Source organism: Methylobacterium fujisawaense, from assembly GCF_039619325.1.
Taxonomy (GTDB): Bacteria; Pseudomonadota; Alphaproteobacteria; order Rhizobiales; family Beijerinckiaceae; genus Methylobacterium; species Methylobacterium fujisawaense.
On record NZ_CP155000.1, the window covers coordinates 950,991 to 969,221 of the forward strand.

The window sequence follows — 18,231 nt, forward strand, 5'->3', positions numbered from 1 at the left end:
GATCAGACCGCCAGGGCCTCGTTGAGGAAGGCCTGGAGCTGCGCCTGGTGCTTCGACATCTGGCCGACCGCCGTGGAGGCGGAGGCCGGACGGCCGACGTACCGGGCGCGCTTCACCGCGGAGCCGGCCTGGCCGAGCACCCACTCGAGGTAGGGCTCGACGAAGGACCAGGCGCCCATGTTCTTGGGCTCCTCCTGGCACCAGATCACGTCGGCGTTGCGGAAGCGGGCCATCTCGTTGGCCAGGGCCTTGAGCGGGAACGGGTAGAGCTGCTCGACGCGCATCAGGTAGATGTCGTTGAGCCCGCGCTTCTCCCGCTCCTCCAGCAGGTCGTAGTAGACCTTGCCGGAACACAGGACGACGCGGCGGATCTTGTCGTCGCGCACGAGCTTGTTCGGCGCGCCTTCCTCCTCCGCGTCGTCCCAGAGGACGCGGTGGAAGGTCGAGCCCTCGGCCAGCGCGTCGAGGCTGGAGACGGCACGCTTGTGGCGCAGCAGCGACTTCGGCGTCATCAGCACCAGCGGCTTGCGGAAGTCGCGCTTCAGCTGCCGGCGCAGGATGTGGAAGTAGTTCGCCGGCGTCGTGACGTTGGCGACCTGCATGTTGTCCTCGGCGCAGGCCTGGAGGTAGCGCTCCAGCCGGGCGGAGGAGTGCTCCGGCCCCTGCCCCTCGTAGCCGTGCGGCAGCAGCAGCACGAGGCCGGACATGCGCAGCCACTTGCGCTCGCCGGACGCGATGAACTGGTCGATCACCACCTGGGCGCCGTTGGCGAAATCGCCGAACTGCGCCTCCCAGAGGACCAGGGCGTTCGGCTCGGCCAGGGAGTAGCCGTACTCGAAGCCGAGCACCGCTTCCTCGGAGAGCATCGAGTTGATGATCTCGATGGAGGCCTGGCCCTCGCGGATGGCGTTGAGCGGCGTGTAGCGCTGCTCGTTCTCCTGATCGATCACCACCGCGTGGCGCTGCGAGAAGGTGCCGCGCTCGACATCCTGGCCGGAGAGCCGGACCCGGTTGCCGTCGAGCAGGGTCGCCCCGAAGGCCAGCGCCTCGGCGGTCGCCCAGTCGATGCCGACACCCGTCTCCACCGCCTTGGCGCGGTTGTCCATGAACCGCTGGATCGTGCGGTGCAGGTGGAAGCCGGGCGGCGCCTGGGTGATCTTGCGCCCGATCTCCTGCAGGGTCTCGGCCGGCACGGCGGTGCGGCCCCGGCGCGGATCGTCCACGTCCTCGTGGACCGCCTTCACGCCGGACCAGCGGCCGTCGAGCCAGTCGGCCTTGTTGGCCTTGTAGGTGTTGGCGACGTCGAGCTCGGTGTCGAGCATCCCGCGGAACTCGGCCTTGCGGGCGTCGAGCGCCTCCTGGGTCACGGAGCTGTTCTCGACGAGCTTGCGGCCGTAATTCTCCAGCACCGAGGGATGCTTGCGGATCCGCTGGTACATCTTCGGCTGGGTGAAGGCCGGCTCATCGCCCTCGTTGTGGCCGAAGCGGCGGTAGCAGAGCATGTCGATCACGACCGGCTTGCCGAACTTCTGCCGGTACTCGACCGCCACCTTGGCCGCGAAGGTGACGGCCTCCGGATCGTCGCCGTTGCAGTGGAAGATCGGCGCCTCGACCATCTTGGCGACGTCGGACGGGTAGGGCGAGGAGCGCGAGAAGCGCGGATCGGTGGTGAAGCCGATCTGGTTGTTGATGATGAAGTGGATCGAGCCGCCGGTGCGGTGGCCCTTCAGGCCCGACAGGCCGAAGCACTCGGCCACCACGCCCTGGCCCGCGAAGGCGGCGTCGCCGTGGATCAGCAGCGGCAGCACCGTGCGGCGCTCGATGTTGGGTTTGGCCCACTGGTCCTGCTTGGCGCGGACCTTCCCGAGCACCACCGGATCGACGATCTCGAGATGCGAGGGGTTGGCGGTGAGCGACAGGTGGACGTTGTTGCCGTCGAAGGCGCGGTCCGAGGACGCGCCCAGATGGTACTTCACGTCGCCCGAGCCCTCGACCTCGGCCGGGGAAGCCGAGCCGCCCTTGAACTCGTGGAACACCGCCCGGAAGGGCTTCGCCATCACGTTGGTGAGCACGTTGAGCCGGCCGCGATGGGCCATGCCCAGAACGATCTCGCGCACGCCGAGCGCGCCGCCGCGCTTGATGATCTGCTCCAGCGCCGGGATCATCGACTCGCCGCCATCGAGGCCGAAGCGCTTCGTGCCGGTGTACTTCAGGTCCAGGAACTTCTCGAAGCCCTCGGCCTCGATCAGCTTGTTGAGGATCGCGCGGCGGCCCTCGGGCGTGAAGGAGATCTCCTTGTCCTTGCCCTCGATGCGCTCCTGGATCCACGCCTTCTCGGCGGGGTCTGAGATGTGCATGAACTCGACGCCGAGCGTCTGGCAGTAGGTCCGCTCCAGGATATCGACGATCTCGCGGATCGTGCCGAACTGGAGGCCGAGCACGTTGTCGAGGAAGATCGGGCGGTCCCAGTCGGATTCCTCGGTGAAGCCGTAATGCTGCGGGTGCAGCTCCTCGTGGTCACCGCGGGGGGCGAGCCCGAGCGGGTCGAGCTTGGCGTGTAGGTGGCCGCGCATGCGGTAGGAGCGGATCAGCATGATCGCCCGCACCGAATCCTTCGTCGCCTGCTCCACAGACACGCCGGTGGTCGCCGTGACGCTGTCCTGCGGCTTGCCGGGCTTCGCGTCCTTGGCGTCCTTGCCGTCCCGGGCGACGATGCGGTCGCCGACCGCCTTCTCCAGGGCACCCCAGTTGCCGTCGAGCGCCGAGACCAGCTCGCCGTTCAGCGGCACCGGCCAGTTGGGCTTCTCCCAAGAGGCGCCGGCGGCGTTCTTCTCGACCAGGGTCTCGTCCTCGCCGAGCCCCTTGAAGAAGGTCTGCCACTCCGGATCCACCGAGGACGGGTTGCGGGCGTAGGCCGCCTGCAATTCCTCGATGTAGGCGGCGTTCGCGCCGTAGAGGAACGAGGTTTCGAGGAGCGCTTCGTTCACGTCCTGGCGTGCCATGGTGCGTCCATCCTGTCGCGCGGGCAGGCTCCCCTGCCCTTCGGGCTCCCCGTCAGCGCGGCGGATCGCCCTCAAACCGAAACGGGGCGGCTGACCGCCCCGCTGAAATCGTCTGCACGCCCGATATGGGCGTTGCGGCCCTGCGATGGCCGCAACGCAGGCGCGCTTGCCCTCAGCCCTTCAGGACCTCGACGAGCGTCGAGCCCAGCCGGGCCGGCGACGGCGACACGCGGATGCCCGCGGCCTCCATGGCGGCGATCTTGTCCTCGGCGCCGCCCTTGCCGCCCGAGATGATCGCGCCGGCATGGCCCATGCGGCGGCCCGGAGGCGCTGTGCGGCCGGCGATGAAGCCGACCATCGGCTTCTTGCGCCCGCGCTTGGCCTCGTCCTTCAGGAACTGCGCAGCCTCCTCCTCGGCCGAGCCGCCGATCTCGCCGATCATCACGATCGACTCGGTCTTCGGATCGGCGAGGAACAGCTCCAGCACGTCGATGAATTCGGTGCCCTTCACCGGGTCGCCGCCGATGCCCACCGCGGTGGTCTGGCCGAGGCCGGCATTGGAGGTCTGGAACACCGCCTCGTAGGTCAGCGTGCCGGAGCGCGAGACGATACCGACCGAGCCTTGCCGGAAGATGTTGGCCGGCATGATGCCGATCTTCGATTCGCCCGCCGTGACGATGCCCGGGCAGTTCGGCCCGACCAGACGCGACTTCGAGCCGGTGAGCGCCCGCTTCACCTTGACCATATCGAGCACCGGAATGCCCTCGGTTATGCAGACGATCAGCGGGATCTCGGCGGCGATCGCCTCGCAGATCGCGTCGGCGGCGCCGGGCGGGGGCACGTAGACCACCGAGGCGTCGGCGCCCGTGGCTTCGCGGGCCTCGGCCACCGTGTCGAACACCGGCAGGCCGAGATGCGTCGAGCCGCCCTTACCGGGGCTCGTGCCGCCGACCATCTTGGTGCCGTAGGCGATGGCCTGCTCGGAGTGGAAGGTCCCGTTCTTGCCGGTGAAACCCTGGCAGATGACCTTGGTGTTGGCGTCGATCATCACCGACATGATCAGGCTCCCTTCACGGCGGCGACGATCTTCTGGGCGGCGTCGTCGAGGTCGTCCGCCGGGATCACGTTGAGACCGGAATTCCGGATGATCGCCTTGCCCTCCTCGACGTTCGTGCCCTCGAGGCGCACAACCAGCGGCACCTGCAGGCCCACCGCCTTCACGGCCGCGATGACGCCGTTGGCGATCACGTCGCACTTCATGATCCCGCCGAAGATGTTGACGAGGATCCCCTTCACGTTCGGATCGGCGGTGATGATCTTGAACGCCGCCGTGACCTTCTCCTCCGAGGCGCCGCCGCCGACATCGAGGAAGTTCGCCGGCTCCTCGCCGTAGAGCTTGATGATGTCGAGGGTCGCCATGGCGAGGCCGGCGCCGTTCACCATGCAGCCGATCGTGCCGTCGAGCGCGATGTAGGCGAGGTCGTACTTGGACGCCTCGATCTCCTTGGCGTCCTCCTCGGTCTCGTCGCGGAGCGCCACGATGTCCGGGTGCCGGTAGAGGGCGTTCGAATCGAAGGCCATCTTGGCGTCGAGGCACTTGAGATGCCCGTCCGCGGTGAGCACCAGCGGGTTGATCTCGAGGAGGCTCATGTCCTTGGCGACGAAGGCCGCGTAGAGCTTCTCGGTGAGCGCGCCGGCTTCCTTGGCCTGGGCGCCGGACAGCCCGAGCGCCTTGGCGACGGCGCGGCCGTGATGGGGCATGACGCCCGTGGCCGGATCGACCGCGATCGTGTGGATCTTCTCGGGCGTGTCGTGGGCCACCGCCTCGATGTCCATCCCGCCCTCGGTGGAGACCACGAAGGCGACGCCGCCCGTGGCGCGGTCCACCAGCATCGAGAGGTAGAATTCCTCGGCGATCTGCGCGCCTTCCTCGATGTAAAGGCGATTGACCTGCTTGCCGGCCGGGCCGGTCTGGATCGTCACCAGCGTCTGGCCGAGCATCTCGCCCGCATACTGCTTCACCTCGTCGATCGACTTGGTGACGCGCACGCCGCCCTTGGCGCCCTCGGGTGCACCCTTGAAGGTGCCCTTGCCGCGGCCGCCCGCGTGGATCTGGCTCTTCACGACCCAGACCGGGCCGCCGAGCTCCTTGGCGGCGGCCTCAGCCTCCGACGGGTTGAAGATGGCCACGCCGCGGGAGACGGGCAGGCCGAACTCCTTCAGCACGGCCTTGGCCTGGTATTCGTGGATGTTCATCGGAGCCTCGTAGGGAGGAGCGAATAGGTGGCAACGAACAGCGCGGAGCGACTGGGATTCGAATCCCCGAACGCTGCGCGCAGCCCGGTATCCGCTTACCGGTCAGGCGAGGTTGCTGTCGACGCCTTTGCAGGCCTCGATCAGGCCCGCCACCGAGGCGACCGACTTGTCGAACATCGTCTTCTCGGCCGCGTCGAAGGTCACCTCGAGCACGCGCTCCACGCCGTTCGCGCCGATCACGATCGGCACGCCGATGAACATGCCGGAGACGCCGTACTGGCCGTCGAGATAGGCGGCGCAGGGCAGGACCCGCTTCTTGTCGCGCAGGTAGCTCTCGGCCATGGCGATGGCGGAGGCGGCGGGCGCGTAGAAGGCCGAGCCGGTCTTGAGCAGGTTGACGATCTCGCCGCCGCCCTTGCGGGTGCGCTCGACCATGGCGTCGAGCTTCTCCTGGGTGGTCCAGCCGAGCTTGACGAGGTCGGTCAGCGGCACGCCCGCCACCGTCGAGTAGCGGGTCAGCGGCACCATGTCGTCGCCGTGGCCGCCGAGGACGAAGGCGGTGACGTCCTCCACCGAGACCTTGAACTCCTCGGCCAGGAAGTGGCGGAAGCGGGCCGAGTCGAGAACGCCGGCCATGCCGACGATCTTGTTGGTGGGCAGACCGGAGAACTTCTGGAGCGCCCAGACCATCGCGTCGAGCGGGTTGGTGATGCAGATCACGAAGGCGTCCGGCGCGTGGGTCTTGATGCCCTCGCCCACCGCCTGCATCACCTTGAGATTGATGCCGATCAGGTCGTCGCGGCTCATGCCGGGCTTGCGCGGCACGCCGGCGGTGACGATCACGACGTCGGCCCCCTTGATGGCGGCGTAGTCGCTCGCGCCCGCGTAGGTCGCGTCGAAGCCCTCCACCGGGGCGGCCTCGGCGATGTCGAGCGCCTTGCCCTGCGGCACGCCGTCGACGATGTCGAACAGCACCACGTCCCCGAGATCCTTGAGGCCAGCGAGAAGTGCCAGGGTGCCGCCGATCTGGCCGGCACCGATGAGCGCGATCTTGTTGCGAGCCATGTCGGATTCGTCTCCGCTGCGTTCGACTTCGGTGATGCGGTGCGCGAGGCCGGCCGTGCTCGGCCGCCAGGGTCCGAGACCGGATTCGTCACTCTGAAATCTGCGCGGCTGTGTGGCCGAAAAGCACCGTGGCTTCAACCCGATGCAGGGTGCGCGGCCGGCGCGTCCGAGGCATCCGGCGGCCTCTCAACGAGGCGAGGGGTGTGCCGAAACGTCAACGTCGCGAAGGTTTTAGGTGCAGTGCACCCGGCTCCGCACGCGCTCCGAAGTCTCGATGACAGATTCTGAAACCTGTCATTTCGGTTGGGGGCGGCGCTCGGATCGGCCCGCAGCGCGGAAACGACAAGGGCCCGGACAGGGGAGTCCGGGCCCGGCGAGCGGCGTTCGCGAAAGCGGTGGATCAGAGGATGCCGGAGCGGAGCACCCGCTGGATCGCGTGGATGACGGCTCCGAAACGGGCCTCGATCAGGTCGCGGGGCACTTCGGCATCGTGCTGGATCGCCAGGGGATGCGTGAAGCGGTAGCTCGCGTCGAAGATGTAGGCGATCGCCCGCTCCCGATCGCGAGCCGAGAAGATCCCGGACGTGATCCCCTCTTCGACCACCCGCTCCACGAGACTGCGCAGGCGGACGCGATGCCGCCGGGCGATCGGCCGTGCCGACACGGTGGCGTCGAGATGGACCGCGAACAGGTTCGGTTCGTCGAACAGGGCGTCCCGCTGGACCGTCGCGAGGGCTGTCAGCAGGCGCTCGATCTTGTCGTCAGCGGGATCGGGCGCGTCGGCGATGCCGGCGAGCCGGGCTTCGACCTCGCGCAGCCAGCGCCCCGCCACCGCGTCGAGGAGCGCGTCCTTCGACGGGAAGTAGCGGTACACGTTGGCGTGCGTCATGCCGGCCTCGGCGGCAACGGCCACGACCGTCACGCGCTTGGGGCCGAGCCGCGACAGATGCTCGGTGGCGATGCCGAGCAGCCGGACGTCGGCCGCAACCGGCGCCCGCGGGCGCGCAGGACTGGCCGCGTCACCATTTTCGCGGAGTGCGTCGGCGACGGAAATCTTGGGCTTGGCGCTGAGCGCCTCCTCCTTGGACCCGTCGGACTCTGGCTTGAGGAAAGGCAGCGGCAGGCGGGAAGTGGACAGGTGGTAGGGCGAGACGGACCCCCATCATACCGGCTGAAGCGTCCCGGCGCTTCGCGTTGACGTTACGGCTTCCCCCCGGGAGCCCGGTTACCTGAGCGGATTAGGACCGCTTAAACATCCCTATGTGTCAGTTTGCCTTGAGAAGGCAACAAATTTTTCTCGTTATCACCTGCGTTAAAAGCGGTTCTTCCACGCTCGCAAGGCGACGAACACCGCCTCGGGATCGCTTTCCGGCGGTAGGTCGACGGACCGGGCCAGGGCCGGCTGTCCACTGCGCAGGAACGGGTTGGTCGCCCGTTCCGCGCCCATGGTCGAGGGGATTAGGAAGCGGCCTTCCGCCTTGGCGCGCTCGGCCTCGGCGAAGCGCGCCTTCAGGTCCGGATTGTCCGGATCGGCAGCCAGGGCGAAGCGTGCGTTGGAGAGTACGTAGTCGTGGCCGCTGAACACCTGCGTCGCGTCGGGCAGATCGTCGAAGCGCCGCAGGGAGCGGTACAGGGTCTCGGGCGGGCTCTCCATCACCCGCCCGCAGCCGAGGGTGAACAGGGTGTCCCCGGCGCAGACGAGGCCGGCCTGGGCGAACCAATAGGTCACGTGGTCGGCGCAGTGTCCCGGCGTCTCCCAGACCTGGGCCTCCAGGCGGCCGATCGCGACGGTGTCGCCCTCTCGCACCGTCACGTCCACCTGCGGGACCGCGTCGCCGGCCTTGGCGGGGGCGACCACCCGGGCTCCGGTCGCCTGCTTCACCGCCGGGATGCCCTCGACATGGTCGCCGTGCCGGTGCGTGACGAGGATGTCGGTCAGCCGCCAGCCGGTCTCGTCGAGGGCCTTCAGGACCGGCCCGGCCTCCGGGACGTCGATCGCCGCGCAGGCGCCGGTCGCCGGATCGCGGATGAGCACGCCGATATTGTCGCTGCGGCAGAGGAAGGTGCGAATCTCGGTCTCGGCGGCCATCGGACGGGGTCTCCCAGAAACGCGAAGGGGCGCGAAATCTGTTGCCGTGAACAGGAGATGGTCCCGCCGGGTTCCTCGGACGCTTGCCGCGCGGCGCGCGGCTCACCATTGAGTACAACGACCGTTCCGATCGCGATCTTCTGTTCCCATGCGTCTCGACGTCAACGGCTTGCGGGCCTTCTACGCCAGCCCTCTGGGCCGCACGACGCATCGTGTGGTCGGCCGCGCGCTCCACGATTTCCTCGGCTCGGTCTCGGGGCTGCGCGTCCTCGGGATCGGCTACGCGACGCCCTATCTCGGGCCGGTCCACTATATCGCCGAGCGCACGCTCGCCTTCATGCCGGCCACGCAGGGCGTGGTGAACTGGCCGAGCACCGGGCGTTCCTGCGCGGCTTTGGCCGATCCCACCATGATGCCGCTGCCCGAGGCCGCCATCGACCGGGTCATCCTCGTCCACGCCCTCGAATCGGTGGAGAGCCCGACAGAGCTGCTGCAGGAGGTCTGGCGGACCCTCACCCCGGGCGGCCGCATGATCCTGGTGGTGCCCAACCGCCGGGGCGTCTGGGCGTGCCGGGAGGCGACGCCCTTCGGTCACGGCCAGCCCTACAGCCGCTCGCAGCTCGGACGGCTGATGCGGGATACGCTGTTCTCGCCGGTGAGCTGGGCCGAGACCCTGTACATGCCGCCGGCACGCTCGCGCCTGATGCTGCGCACCGGACCCGCCTGGGAGTGGCTCGGCACCAGCCTGTCCCTGCCCTTCGCGGGCCTGCACGTGGTCGACGCGACGAAGCAGCTGTACCGGCCCGTCGCCGTGCAGCAGGTGCGGCGCGCCCGCCGTCTCGCGCCGGCCCGTGTGCTGGTGCCGGCCCCCTCCCCGGGCTGATCCGGATGCGCGATCCCCATCCACGGCGGTCGATGGTCCAGGACAGCGTGCGATCCGGTTGGACCCGATGAGCCTCGACCTCACCACCCAGCAGTTCCTGCTCGCCCTGTCGGCCCTGTTCTCGATCGTGAACCCGATCGGGGGTGCGTTCATCTTCGCGCAGGTGACGAGCGCCTTCAGCCACGCCGAGCGCGTTCTGCTGTCGCGGCGGATCGGCGGTTACGCCGCCCTGGTGATGCTCGGCGCCCTCTGGGCGGGCACGCCGATCCTCAATTTCTTCGGCGTGACGCTGGGGGCGCTGCGCATCGCCGGCGGCCTCGTGGTCATGTCGTCGGCCTGGACGCAGCTGAACCGGCCGGAGGCGCGGGAGGCGCGCAAGCAGGCCGAGGCCTCGGGCTCGGCGGGCCGCGGCGCGGTCTCGGCAGAGCCACAGGGCGATCCGGCGCCGGGCCCCCTCTCCGACATCGCCTTCTTCCCCCTGACGCTGCCGTTCACCACGGGACCGGGGACGATCGCGGTTGCCATCACCCTGGGGGCGAACCGGCCGACGGCTTATGCGGAGCGGTTCAGCTTCTACATCGGCGTTACGCTGGCAGCCCTCGCGGTCGCCGCCACGGTCGCCGTGCTCTACGCCTCCGCCGACCGGGTGGTGGCGTTCATAGGCCCGGCCCGCGCCCGGGTGATGGGCCGCCTCTTCGCCTTCCTGCTGCTGTGCGTCGGCACGCAGATCCTGGTGAACGGCCTCCTGGACGTGTTCGCCCCCCTCGCTGCGGCCCGCTGACGTCCGCGCGCGCACCCGTCATTCGCGAAGTGCTGAGGGCCGCTCCGGATCGGATCGTTTCGACGGGCCTTTCCCGTCACATGCCGGATATGCGGAGGGGCTCGCTATCCGTCCGGACGAATCTGCCGAATTGACGATTATGTCTGCCGTATATCGATAAGTGTAGGATAATAACTCATATAATCGACGATTATTGCGTTGTAATAAAGTATAAAACTTTTTTAATGATCGCGCGTTAGACGGAGATTTGAGAGGAAAACTGATAAGACACGGCTTGCGTCGTTTCCTGTGGTCCGCAAGATCTTCACAGAACTCGGCTGCAGCGAAGCGAAAGCTTCTGGGTCCAACCGTCGAAGAAAGAGATCCAGGAACGGAGTGCCTACCGTGGCGACGGACGCCAATCCGAGACGCCTATCGCCGGGGGGACGCGAAGGGACGGCGCACGCGATCGCGCTCGGCCCAGGTCAGCGTCACCGGTGGGTCTCCCCGCCCCCGTCGGCCCCGGCATGATCGGATCCTTCCCTCGCGAAGGCCCGAGAGCCCTTTGCGCGATCGCGCCGTCGGGAGCCCGCACCGCGTCCCCGGACCGCCCGTGCGGGCTGGTCCCGTGACCCCCGAATGTTCGCAGGCCCGGTGCCGCGCGTGCCGAGGCCGTCCTGCATGAATCAGCGAGGAGACAGCGCATGACCGACACGTCCCAGAGTAAAGTTCCGGCCTGGTACAGCCCGGACGAGATCCAGGACATCCAGCGCGATCTTCTGGGCTCTGCCGCGAAGGTTCTCGTCCTCTGCCTCGGCGGCAAGGGCGGCGTCGGCAAGACCACCATCGCCCTTCAGGTGGCCGATCTCTGTGCGGAGGCGGGTCCGGTGCTGGCGATCGACACCGATCCGGCCAACCGGCATTTCCACACCGCGCTCATGCAGGAGACCAACCCCGGCAGCGACAATTTCGTGGCGCGCAGGTCCGGAATCACCGGCTTCCGGCAGCGCCTGCGTGCCGAAGACAGCACGGGGCGCGTCGACCCGACCCTGTGCCAAGACCTGATCGAACGGGTCATCGAGACCCCCGAACGCTTCATCGTGGTCGACTTCCCGGCCGGCGATACCGAGACGACGCGCCGCTGTGCCGAGATCATCGTGGAGAGCTGCCGGGAGGCGAATATCCGCCTCGCCGTGGTCGTCGCGGCCGGCGCGGTCGATCCCACTGCCCTGGAGGTCCTCAGGGAACTCCGGCCCATGCTGATCGAGTGCGATCGGGCGATCCTGGCCAAGAACACCGCCCAGGCGACGAATTTCGATTATCTCGAATCGTCCGATCTCGTGCGCTCCCTGCGCAAGCAGTCGAACTTCCGCGTCATCGAGGTGGAGCGGATCGGCGAGCGGCTGATCGAGGCCCTGCGGGTCCAGCACATGACCTGGCAGGCCCTGGCGAACAGCGCGCCGATGCGCCTTCGGGTCGAGGGCCGCCGCCTGCGGCGCAACTTCCACACGGCGTGGCGGGATGCCCTTCGGCCGTGACCAATCTCGAGCGGTTCTACCGGTCGGTCCATGGCCGCGATCTGCAGCCCTGGGAGCGCCAGCTCGCCGTGCGGATCGCGGCCGCCCTCAACACCACGACGGACGACGACTTCGTCGTCCATCTGCTGCTCGTGTACATGTCCACCAACGCCATCACCAACATGTACAACGAGCTGGTGGCGGCGCGGAATCGTCTGGCCGAAGACAATCAGGATCTGATCCGGGCGCTGACGGCCGACCTGCGCCGCAACAGATTGATGAGCTACGTGCTGCTCGGTGTGGCAGCCCTCGGCGTCCTCGTGAGCGCTGGGATCCTCGGCACCGTCCTCAGCCTGTCGCACGGGTCCGCGGCCAGCGCGACGCGGATCGCCGCCGCGCTGGAGGCCTGCGGGCAGCGCGGCGCCGCCGACACACCGCGCGGGTTCGGGATCGGCCGCTGATCCAGACGCATCCGGATTCCACTGCGGCGCCCGGTGCTGTGCCGGCAGCCAGGAATGCGTGGGCCTATTCGAGCCGGACAGACACGCTGTCGCTGGCGCCGGTCGCATCCAGGACGGAGATCCGGGCGAAGCCTGCGCCCCCCGGCACCCATTCTGCCCGCCGTCGCGGCGTCTGAATGACCGGCTGACCATCGACCAGCCAGGTGAGCGGCGGCACCCCGCCCAGAGCCTTCAAGGCGAGGCCCGGACCGCCATCCGCCGCGCCGTGGGCGTCCGCGCCGAGGCCGAGATCGATCCGCGCCCCGTCCGGCGGATACGCGATCCGCAGCGCCGGGCCCGCCGTCTCGGCCGCCTCGCGGCGCAGGTGCTGCAGCGGCGGCGGCAGGCGCCCCGTCCCCACGACCAGCGCATCCCGCGGCTGCGGGACCGGCTCGGGCTCGATCCCGAGGCGCGCGAAGGCGTCGAACAGGAGCGGCGCCGCGACCGTCCGGCCCACGAGCCCCGGCACCGCGGCGCCGTCCGGCCGACCGGCCCAGACGACGACCGTGACGTGACGGTCGAAGCCCGCGGCCCAGGCGTCGCGGTACCCGTAGGAGGTGCCGGTCTTGTAGGCGATGCGATTGGGCAGGGCGTTCTCCGGCGGCGGTGTCCCGCGCAGGATGTCGGCGACGTACCAGGCGGCCACGGGCTCCGCGACGCGGTGCCGGGATTCGGCCGCGACCCCGTCGGCGCGGCGCAGCAGGTCTGGAACCGCGCCGCCGCGGGCGAGCCCGGCATAGAGACGGGCCAGATCGGTGAGCGTGATGCCAAGCCCGCCCAGTGCGACCGGCAACCCCGGCGCGGCCTCTCGGGGGAGCTGGATCCCGGCCCCGGCGGCGCGCAGCCGGGCGATGAAGCGGGCGGGCCCCACCGCGTCCATCAATTCGACCGCCGGCACGTTGAGCGAGAGCTGCAGGGCCCGGCGGGCCGTCACCGTGCCCTGGAAGGTCAGGTCGAAATTCTCCGGGGCGTAGCTTGCCGAGAAGCGGGCGGGCCGGTCTTCCAGCAGAGTCTCGGGATGCGCGAGGCCGTCCGCGAAGGCCATGGCGTAGACGAACGGCTTCAGCGCCGAGCCGGGGGAGCGCACCGCCAGGGTCATATCGATGGCGCCGCGCCGGGACGGGTCGAGGTAGCCGGCGCTGCCCACCTGGGCGAGCACCCGCCCGTCACGATTGTCGAGGACGAGGATCGCGGCCGAGAGGTCCGGCCCGGCGGCGGTTGCGCGCTCGGCCGCCAGCGCTTCCAGTCTCTCCTGCAGGCGGCCGTCGATGGCAAGGCGGATCGTTGCAGCCTCCGGGTCGGCCGCGACCGCCTCCTCGGCGGCATGCGCCGCGAGCATCGGGAACGGCCGGCGCGCCGTCGGCACCGGCTCGGCCCGGGCGGCCTCGGCCTCGGCCGCGGTGAGGATGCCGCGGGCCTGCGCGACGGCCAGGACCCGATCGCGGGCGGCGCGGGCGCGCTCCGCGAACCGGTCCGGGCGGCGGGTCTCGGGCGATTGCGGCAGGGCGACGAGGAGAGCCGCCTGCGCCGCGGTCAGCCGCACCGGCTCCCGCCCGAAATACGCGATGCTCGCGGCCCGGACGCCCTCCAGCGGACCGCCATAGGGGGCCAGCGCCAGATAGAGATCGAGGAGCCCGGACTTCCCGAGACGTCGCTCCAGCGCGACCGCGCGCACCATCTGGCGGAGCTTGGCCGCGAGGGAGCGCTCCCGTCGCGGCTCGACCAGGCGGGCCACCTGCATCGACAGGGTCGAGGCACCCGACACGATGTGGCCCCGGACAAGCCACTGGAGGGCGGCGCGCAACACCGCGGCCGGATCGATTCCTTTATGATCGGCGAAACGGCGATCTTCGAAGGCGAGCAGCATGGCCCGATAGCGTGGATCGACCGTCTCCGCGGTGACCGGCAGGCGCCAGCGCCCGTCCGCCGTCGCGAAAGGGCGCAGCAGCGTGCCGGCCCGATCCAGCACCACCGTCGAGCGCGCCTCTGCGGGGCTGAGGTCGAGGGGGGGAAGCGCGTCGGCGAAACGCCAGAGCGCGCCGACGCCGGCCCCAAGAAGGCTCAGACCGAGCGCGGCGGCTCCGAAAGCCAGCCGCGAACCGATGCGCCGCGCCCGCGGGGGCGCCGGCCTGCTCGGATCGGACCCGTCGTGCGGCACGCATCCCCCCGGTTCCGGCTCCGACGGCGCAGGATTTACCGTTCCGGCGCGGCCGACAAGTCCCCCGGCGATCCCGGGCGCCGACCGCGCGCGACAGTCCGGTCCGGGCGAGGCCCCACCCTACGCCGTGCCGACCACGCGCAGGTCCTCGAGGACGGGGCGATCCGGGCGGTTCATCCGGACCGGGAAGGGCACGACGTTGGAGGGGATCGGGGCGGCCACCGGCCCGGAGGGCGCCGCCGCCTTGCCGGGCTTCGTCCAGCGCCCGATCCGCTTGAAATAGGTCCGCCTCGCCAGCCAAGCGGGAATAGGCCTGCCCTTCTGCATGATCTGCCCCTCGTCGAACCGACCCGCGTCCCCCTCAGACACGCGCCCCGTACGCGCCGAGCGTCTCGAATCGCGGCTGTATGCGCGATACCATCGGATCCCGGGGCACCCCGCATCCCCCGTTTGGGTGACGCGGGGCGTGGGGGCCTCCGGTCAGGCGGCCGCCGTCTCTTTCGCGCGCTCCAGGGCCAGCTTGGTGACGGCCACTTGATCGATCTTGCCGGTGCCGAGCATCGGGATCGCCTCCAGCACCACGACCTCGGCCGGGATCGCCACGTCCGAGGCGCCACGGCTCTTGGCGAAGCTCTGATAGGCCGCCCGGGTCGCGCTCGTCTCCTGCGTGAACAGGACCAGCCGCTCGCCCTTGCGCGGGTCCGGCAGCGCCGCCACGGCGCTCGGACGATCGGGCCACAGTTCGGCGGCCAACGCCTCGACGCCGGCGAGCGAGACCATCTCCCCCGCGACCTTGGCGAAGCGCTTCGCCCGGCCCTTGATCGTCACGAAGCCCATCGGGTCGATCGCCACGATGTCACCGGTGTCGTGCCAGCCCCCCGGCGGCGGCTCCAGGACGCCCGGCTTCTCGGCGCGCAGATAGCCCAGCATGATGTTGGGGCCGCGTAGCGACAGGCGGCCGCCCTCGTCGATCCCCGGCACCGGGTCCAGGCGGGTCTCGATACCGGGCAGGATCCGCCCGACCGTGCCGAAGCGGTTGAACATCGGCGTGTTGAGCGCCACGACCGGTCCGCATTCGGTGACGCCGTAGCCCTCCAGGATGCGCAGCCCGAACTTCTCCGCATAGGTCCTCCGGGTCGTCTCCTTCACGGCCTCGGCGCCGGCGACGACGTAGCGCAGCGAGCGCAGGTCGTAGGAATGGGCGGCCCGGGCATAGCCCGTGAGGAACGTGTCGGTCCCGAACAGAACGGTGCTGTTCGAGCCGTAGATCAGCTCCGGGACGATCCGGTAGTGCAGCGGCGACGGGTAGAGGTAGACCGGGACGCCCGAGACCAAGGGCAGGATCAGCCCGGCCGTCAGGCCGAAGGCGTGGAACACGGGCAGGACGTTGAACACCTTGTCCATCGGCCCGAAATCGATCCGGGCCGCCACCTGCGCCACGTTGGCGAGCATGCAGCGGTTGGCGAGCACCACACCCTTCGGCGTGCCCTCGCTGCCCGAGGTGAACAGCACCGCCCCCGGATCCTCGCCGCGGCGGGCCACGAGGGGGCGCCGGGGCGCGAGAAAGCCCCGGATCTTGTCCCCGGTGGTGATGCCGGCCCGCACGTCCTCCAGGTAGACGAGCTCCACCGAGTCGCGGATCGCCTCCACGAGCGGTCCGAGCCGCCCCTTCTCGATGAAGGCCCGGGAGGTGAGGATCCTGCTCACCTCGGCCGCCCGGCAGGCGGAGAGGACGTTGGCGGGGCCGGCCGAGAAATTGATCATCGCCGGGACCCGGCCCGCGGAAGCCAGCGCGAAGAGCGTCACGGCGGCGCCGTTGGCGTTCGGCAGCATGACGCCGATCCGCCCGCCGAGGGGCGCGAGGGGCATCAGCTTGCGGCCGAGGATGTTGGCGCCCATCACGAGCCGGCCGTAACTGAGCTTTCCGCCGACCGGGTCCTCCAGGGCGTTGCGGCGCCAGCCGTGAAGCTCGCCCGCCTCGATCAAAGCCGCCATCAATCCGCGGTCGATGTCGGTGGTGCGGAAGACGAGGTCCGACATGATGCCGTAGAGGGCCGCACCGGCCGCCTGCCGCCGCGCCTTGCCCTTGAGGGCCGGGTCCACCGTCAGGCGCACCGGCGGCATCACCGTCACGACGACTTTGGGCCACCAGCGGCGGCTGACCTGCCGGCGGGAGAGGCGCGAGAAGGCGGTGCGCTCCAGCCCGTCGATCTTCACGGGCACCACCATCGCGTCGGACTTGTCGGCGATGAGCCCGGCGCCGTCATAGACCTTCATCAGGCTGCCGGTGACGGTGAGCCGACCCTCGGGGAAGATGATCAGGGTCTCGCCGCCCTTGACCGCATTGATCAGCGTCCGGGTGGCGAGCGGCCGGGTCGGGTCCAGGGGCATCGCCTTGGTGACGCGCAGGAACGGCCGCACCCACCAGCGCTGCGCGATCCCGCTGTCGATGGCGAAGACCGGCTCCTGCTCGAGGAGCGACAGGGCCAGCGGCGCGTCGAGGAACGAGACGTGGTTGAGCGCCACGATGGCGTTCGGCCCGGCCGCAGCGAGGTTGTCGAAGCCCCGGACTTCCAGGCGATAGAAAGCCCGGAACAGGATCGACAGGGCGTCGCGGAACGGGCTGGTCGGCAGGGTCGCGAACACGATCGCGCCGACGAGGACGTTCAGCACCGCCACCACGGCGAGAAGGCTCGCGATCGACAGGCCCGCGCCCTGCAGACCCGCGAGCGCCAGGGTGCCGGCCACCATGAAGGCCGCCGTCATGACGTTGACCGCGCCGATGATTCGCGCCCGCATCGCCTTCTCGGCCCAGGCCTGCACGGCCGCGAAGGACGGGACGATGTAGAGGCCGCCCGAGGTCGCGAGTCCGAGGAAGTCGATCCCGGCGCGCAGGCCGTGGCCGGTCTGCAGGAACGCGAGGGGCCCGATCGGCTCCGCGGGGGGCGCCGGGAGATGGCCGACCGTCCAGGCGAGATCGAGGCCGAACAGCCCCATCAGAACCGCGCCCACCGGCGTCGGCAGCAGCACGATCCGGCCGCTGGCGAGCCACGAGGCTAGGCCGGAGCCCAATGCGATGCCGATGGAGAAGAGCGCCAGGAGCAGCGTGATCACCGTCTCGGTGCCGTTGAAGGCGCCGCGGACCAGGACGGGCAACAGCGACAGCACCACCACGCCGACGAGCCAGAACCAGCTCACGGTGAGCGAGCCGCGCCACAGGCGCGTGTCGGCCCAGAGGTCGCGCAGCAGCGCGTAGGTGGAGCGGGCGACGTTCGGGTCGACGCGCAGGTCCGGCGCCCCCTCCCCGGTCGCCGGGATCATCCGGGCTGAGAGCCAGCACAGGACGGCGAAGCCCATCACCAGGGCGCCGAACACGATTCCGGACCCGCCCATCGCCGAGGCCGCGCCCGCCGCGATCGTCCCCAGCAGAATCGCCAGGAAGGTCGCCGCCTCCACCAGGGCGTTGCCGGCGGGCAGCTCCTCGCGCCGGAGATGGTCCGGAAGGATCCCGTACTTGATCGGGCCGAACAGGGCCGCGATCGTCCCGAACAGGCCGAGCGCGACGAACAGGATCGGCACGGAATGCAGCAGGAAGCCGAGCACGGCGGCGCCGGCCGCGAAGATCTCGGCGAACTTGAGCCGCCGGGCCATCAGGGCCTTGTCGTACCGGTCGGCCCACTGGCCGCCGAGCCCTGACAGGATGAAAAACGGCCCGATGAAGACGGCGCTCGCCAGGGTCACCAGGACGCCGGCATGGGCATCCGCCTGGCCGCCGATGCCGAACAGGATCAGGAAGGCCAGCGCGTTCTTGAGGAAATTGTCGTTGAACGCCGAGAAGAACTGGCACCAGAACAGCGGCGCGAACCGCCGCGCAGTCATCAGGGTACGGAACATGGCATTCTCTCGGTTCCGACCCTGACTGGCCTAGGAGAGACGGTCAGGTCAAATCGGAGCGATGCGAACGCACAGGGATCACGGCCGTCGCGGTGTCGGACCGTGTG

General features: G+C 69.7%; 13 protein-coding genes. 4 read left to right on the forward strand and 9 right to left on the reverse strand.

Features of this window, described 5'->3' with window-relative positions:
* Positions 1-2: 2 nt before the first annotated feature.
* The 6 genes from ABC766_RS04480 to gloB form a co-directional block, all read right to left on the reverse strand.
* Complete coding sequence (locus ABC766_RS04480) at positions 3-3,002, reverse strand: 2-oxoglutarate dehydrogenase E1 component (RefSeq protein WP_043388850.1); 3,000 nt, start codon at positions 3,000-3,002, stop codon at positions 3-5.
* Positions 3,003-3,174: 172 nt separating this feature from the next.
* On the reverse strand, positions 3,175-4,059 hold the full coding sequence (gene sucD, locus ABC766_RS04485; protein WP_043354951.1) for a succinate--CoA ligase subunit alpha: 885 nt from the start codon (positions 4,057-4,059) through the stop codon (positions 3,175-3,177).
* A gap of 2 nt (positions 4,060-4,061) precedes the next feature.
* Positions 4,062-5,258, reverse strand: coding sequence for an ADP-forming succinate--CoA ligase subunit beta (gene sucC, locus ABC766_RS04490; protein ID WP_043354953.1), 1,197 nt, complete (start codon positions 5,256-5,258; stop codon positions 4,062-4,064).
* Between the two features lie 102 nt (positions 5,259-5,360).
* On the reverse strand, positions 5,361-6,323 hold the full coding sequence (gene mdh, locus ABC766_RS04495) for a malate dehydrogenase (RefSeq protein ID WP_043354955.1): 963 nt from the start codon (positions 6,321-6,323) through the stop codon (positions 5,361-5,363).
* 400 nt (positions 6,324-6,723) lie between these two features.
* Positions 6,724-7,293, reverse strand: coding sequence for a TetR family transcriptional regulator (locus tag ABC766_RS04500; RefSeq protein ID WP_007560094.1), 570 nt, complete (start codon positions 7,291-7,293; stop codon positions 6,724-6,726).
* Between the two features lie 342 nt (positions 7,294-7,635).
* Positions 7,636-8,412: a hydroxyacylglutathione hydrolase gene (gene gloB, locus ABC766_RS04505; RefSeq protein ID WP_043354964.1), complete on the reverse strand. Its 777-nt coding sequence runs from the start codon at positions 8,410-8,412 to the stop codon at positions 7,636-7,638.
* 148 nt (positions 8,413-8,560) lie between these two features.
* Between gloB and ABC766_RS04510 the strand changes: the two genes are divergently transcribed.
* The 4 genes from ABC766_RS04510 (at position 8,561) to ABC766_RS04525 (ending at position 12,033) form a co-directional block, all read left to right on the forward strand.
* On the forward strand, positions 8,561-9,295 hold the full coding sequence (locus ABC766_RS04510) for a class I SAM-dependent methyltransferase (protein WP_345821251.1): 735 nt from the start codon (positions 8,561-8,563) through the stop codon (positions 9,293-9,295).
* Positions 9,296-9,362: 67 nt separating this feature from the next.
* Positions 9,363-10,076 (forward strand): MarC family protein, encoded by a 714-nt coding sequence (locus ABC766_RS04515; RefSeq protein ID WP_345821252.1) that lies wholly within the window; start codon positions 9,363-9,365, stop codon positions 10,074-10,076.
* A 683-nt stretch (positions 10,077-10,759) separates the two neighbouring features.
* Complete coding sequence (locus ABC766_RS04520; RefSeq protein ID WP_043354968.1) at positions 10,760-11,593, forward strand: ArsA-related P-loop ATPase; 834 nt, start codon at positions 10,760-10,762, stop codon at positions 11,591-11,593.
* Complete coding sequence (locus tag ABC766_RS04525; protein WP_043354970.1) at positions 11,590-12,033, forward strand: hypothetical protein; 444 nt, start codon at positions 11,590-11,592, stop codon at positions 12,031-12,033. The genes ABC766_RS04520 and ABC766_RS04525 overlap by 4 nt, the downstream gene beginning before the upstream one ends.
* 64 nt (positions 12,034-12,097) lie before the next feature.
* Here the strand turns inward: ABC766_RS04525 and pbpC are convergent, their stop codons facing one another.
* The 3 genes from pbpC to ABC766_RS04540 form a co-directional block, all read right to left on the reverse strand.
* Complete coding sequence (gene pbpC / locus ABC766_RS04530; RefSeq protein WP_345821255.1) at positions 12,098-14,230, reverse strand: penicillin-binding protein 1C; 2,133 nt, start codon at positions 14,228-14,230, stop codon at positions 12,098-12,100.
* A 120-nt stretch (positions 14,231-14,350) separates the two neighbouring features.
* On the reverse strand, positions 14,351-14,599 hold the full coding sequence (locus ABC766_RS04535) for a hypothetical protein (protein ID WP_345821257.1): 249 nt from the start codon (positions 14,597-14,599) through the stop codon (positions 14,351-14,353).
* Between the two features lie 111 nt (positions 14,600-14,710).
* Positions 14,711-18,124 carry an acyl-[ACP]--phospholipid O-acyltransferase gene (locus ABC766_RS04540; protein WP_345821259.1) on the reverse strand — a complete coding sequence of 1,138 codons (3,414 nt, stop codon included), beginning with the start codon at positions 18,122-18,124 and terminating at the stop codon, positions 14,711-14,713.
* Between the last annotated feature and the right edge of the window lie 107 nt (positions 18,125-18,231).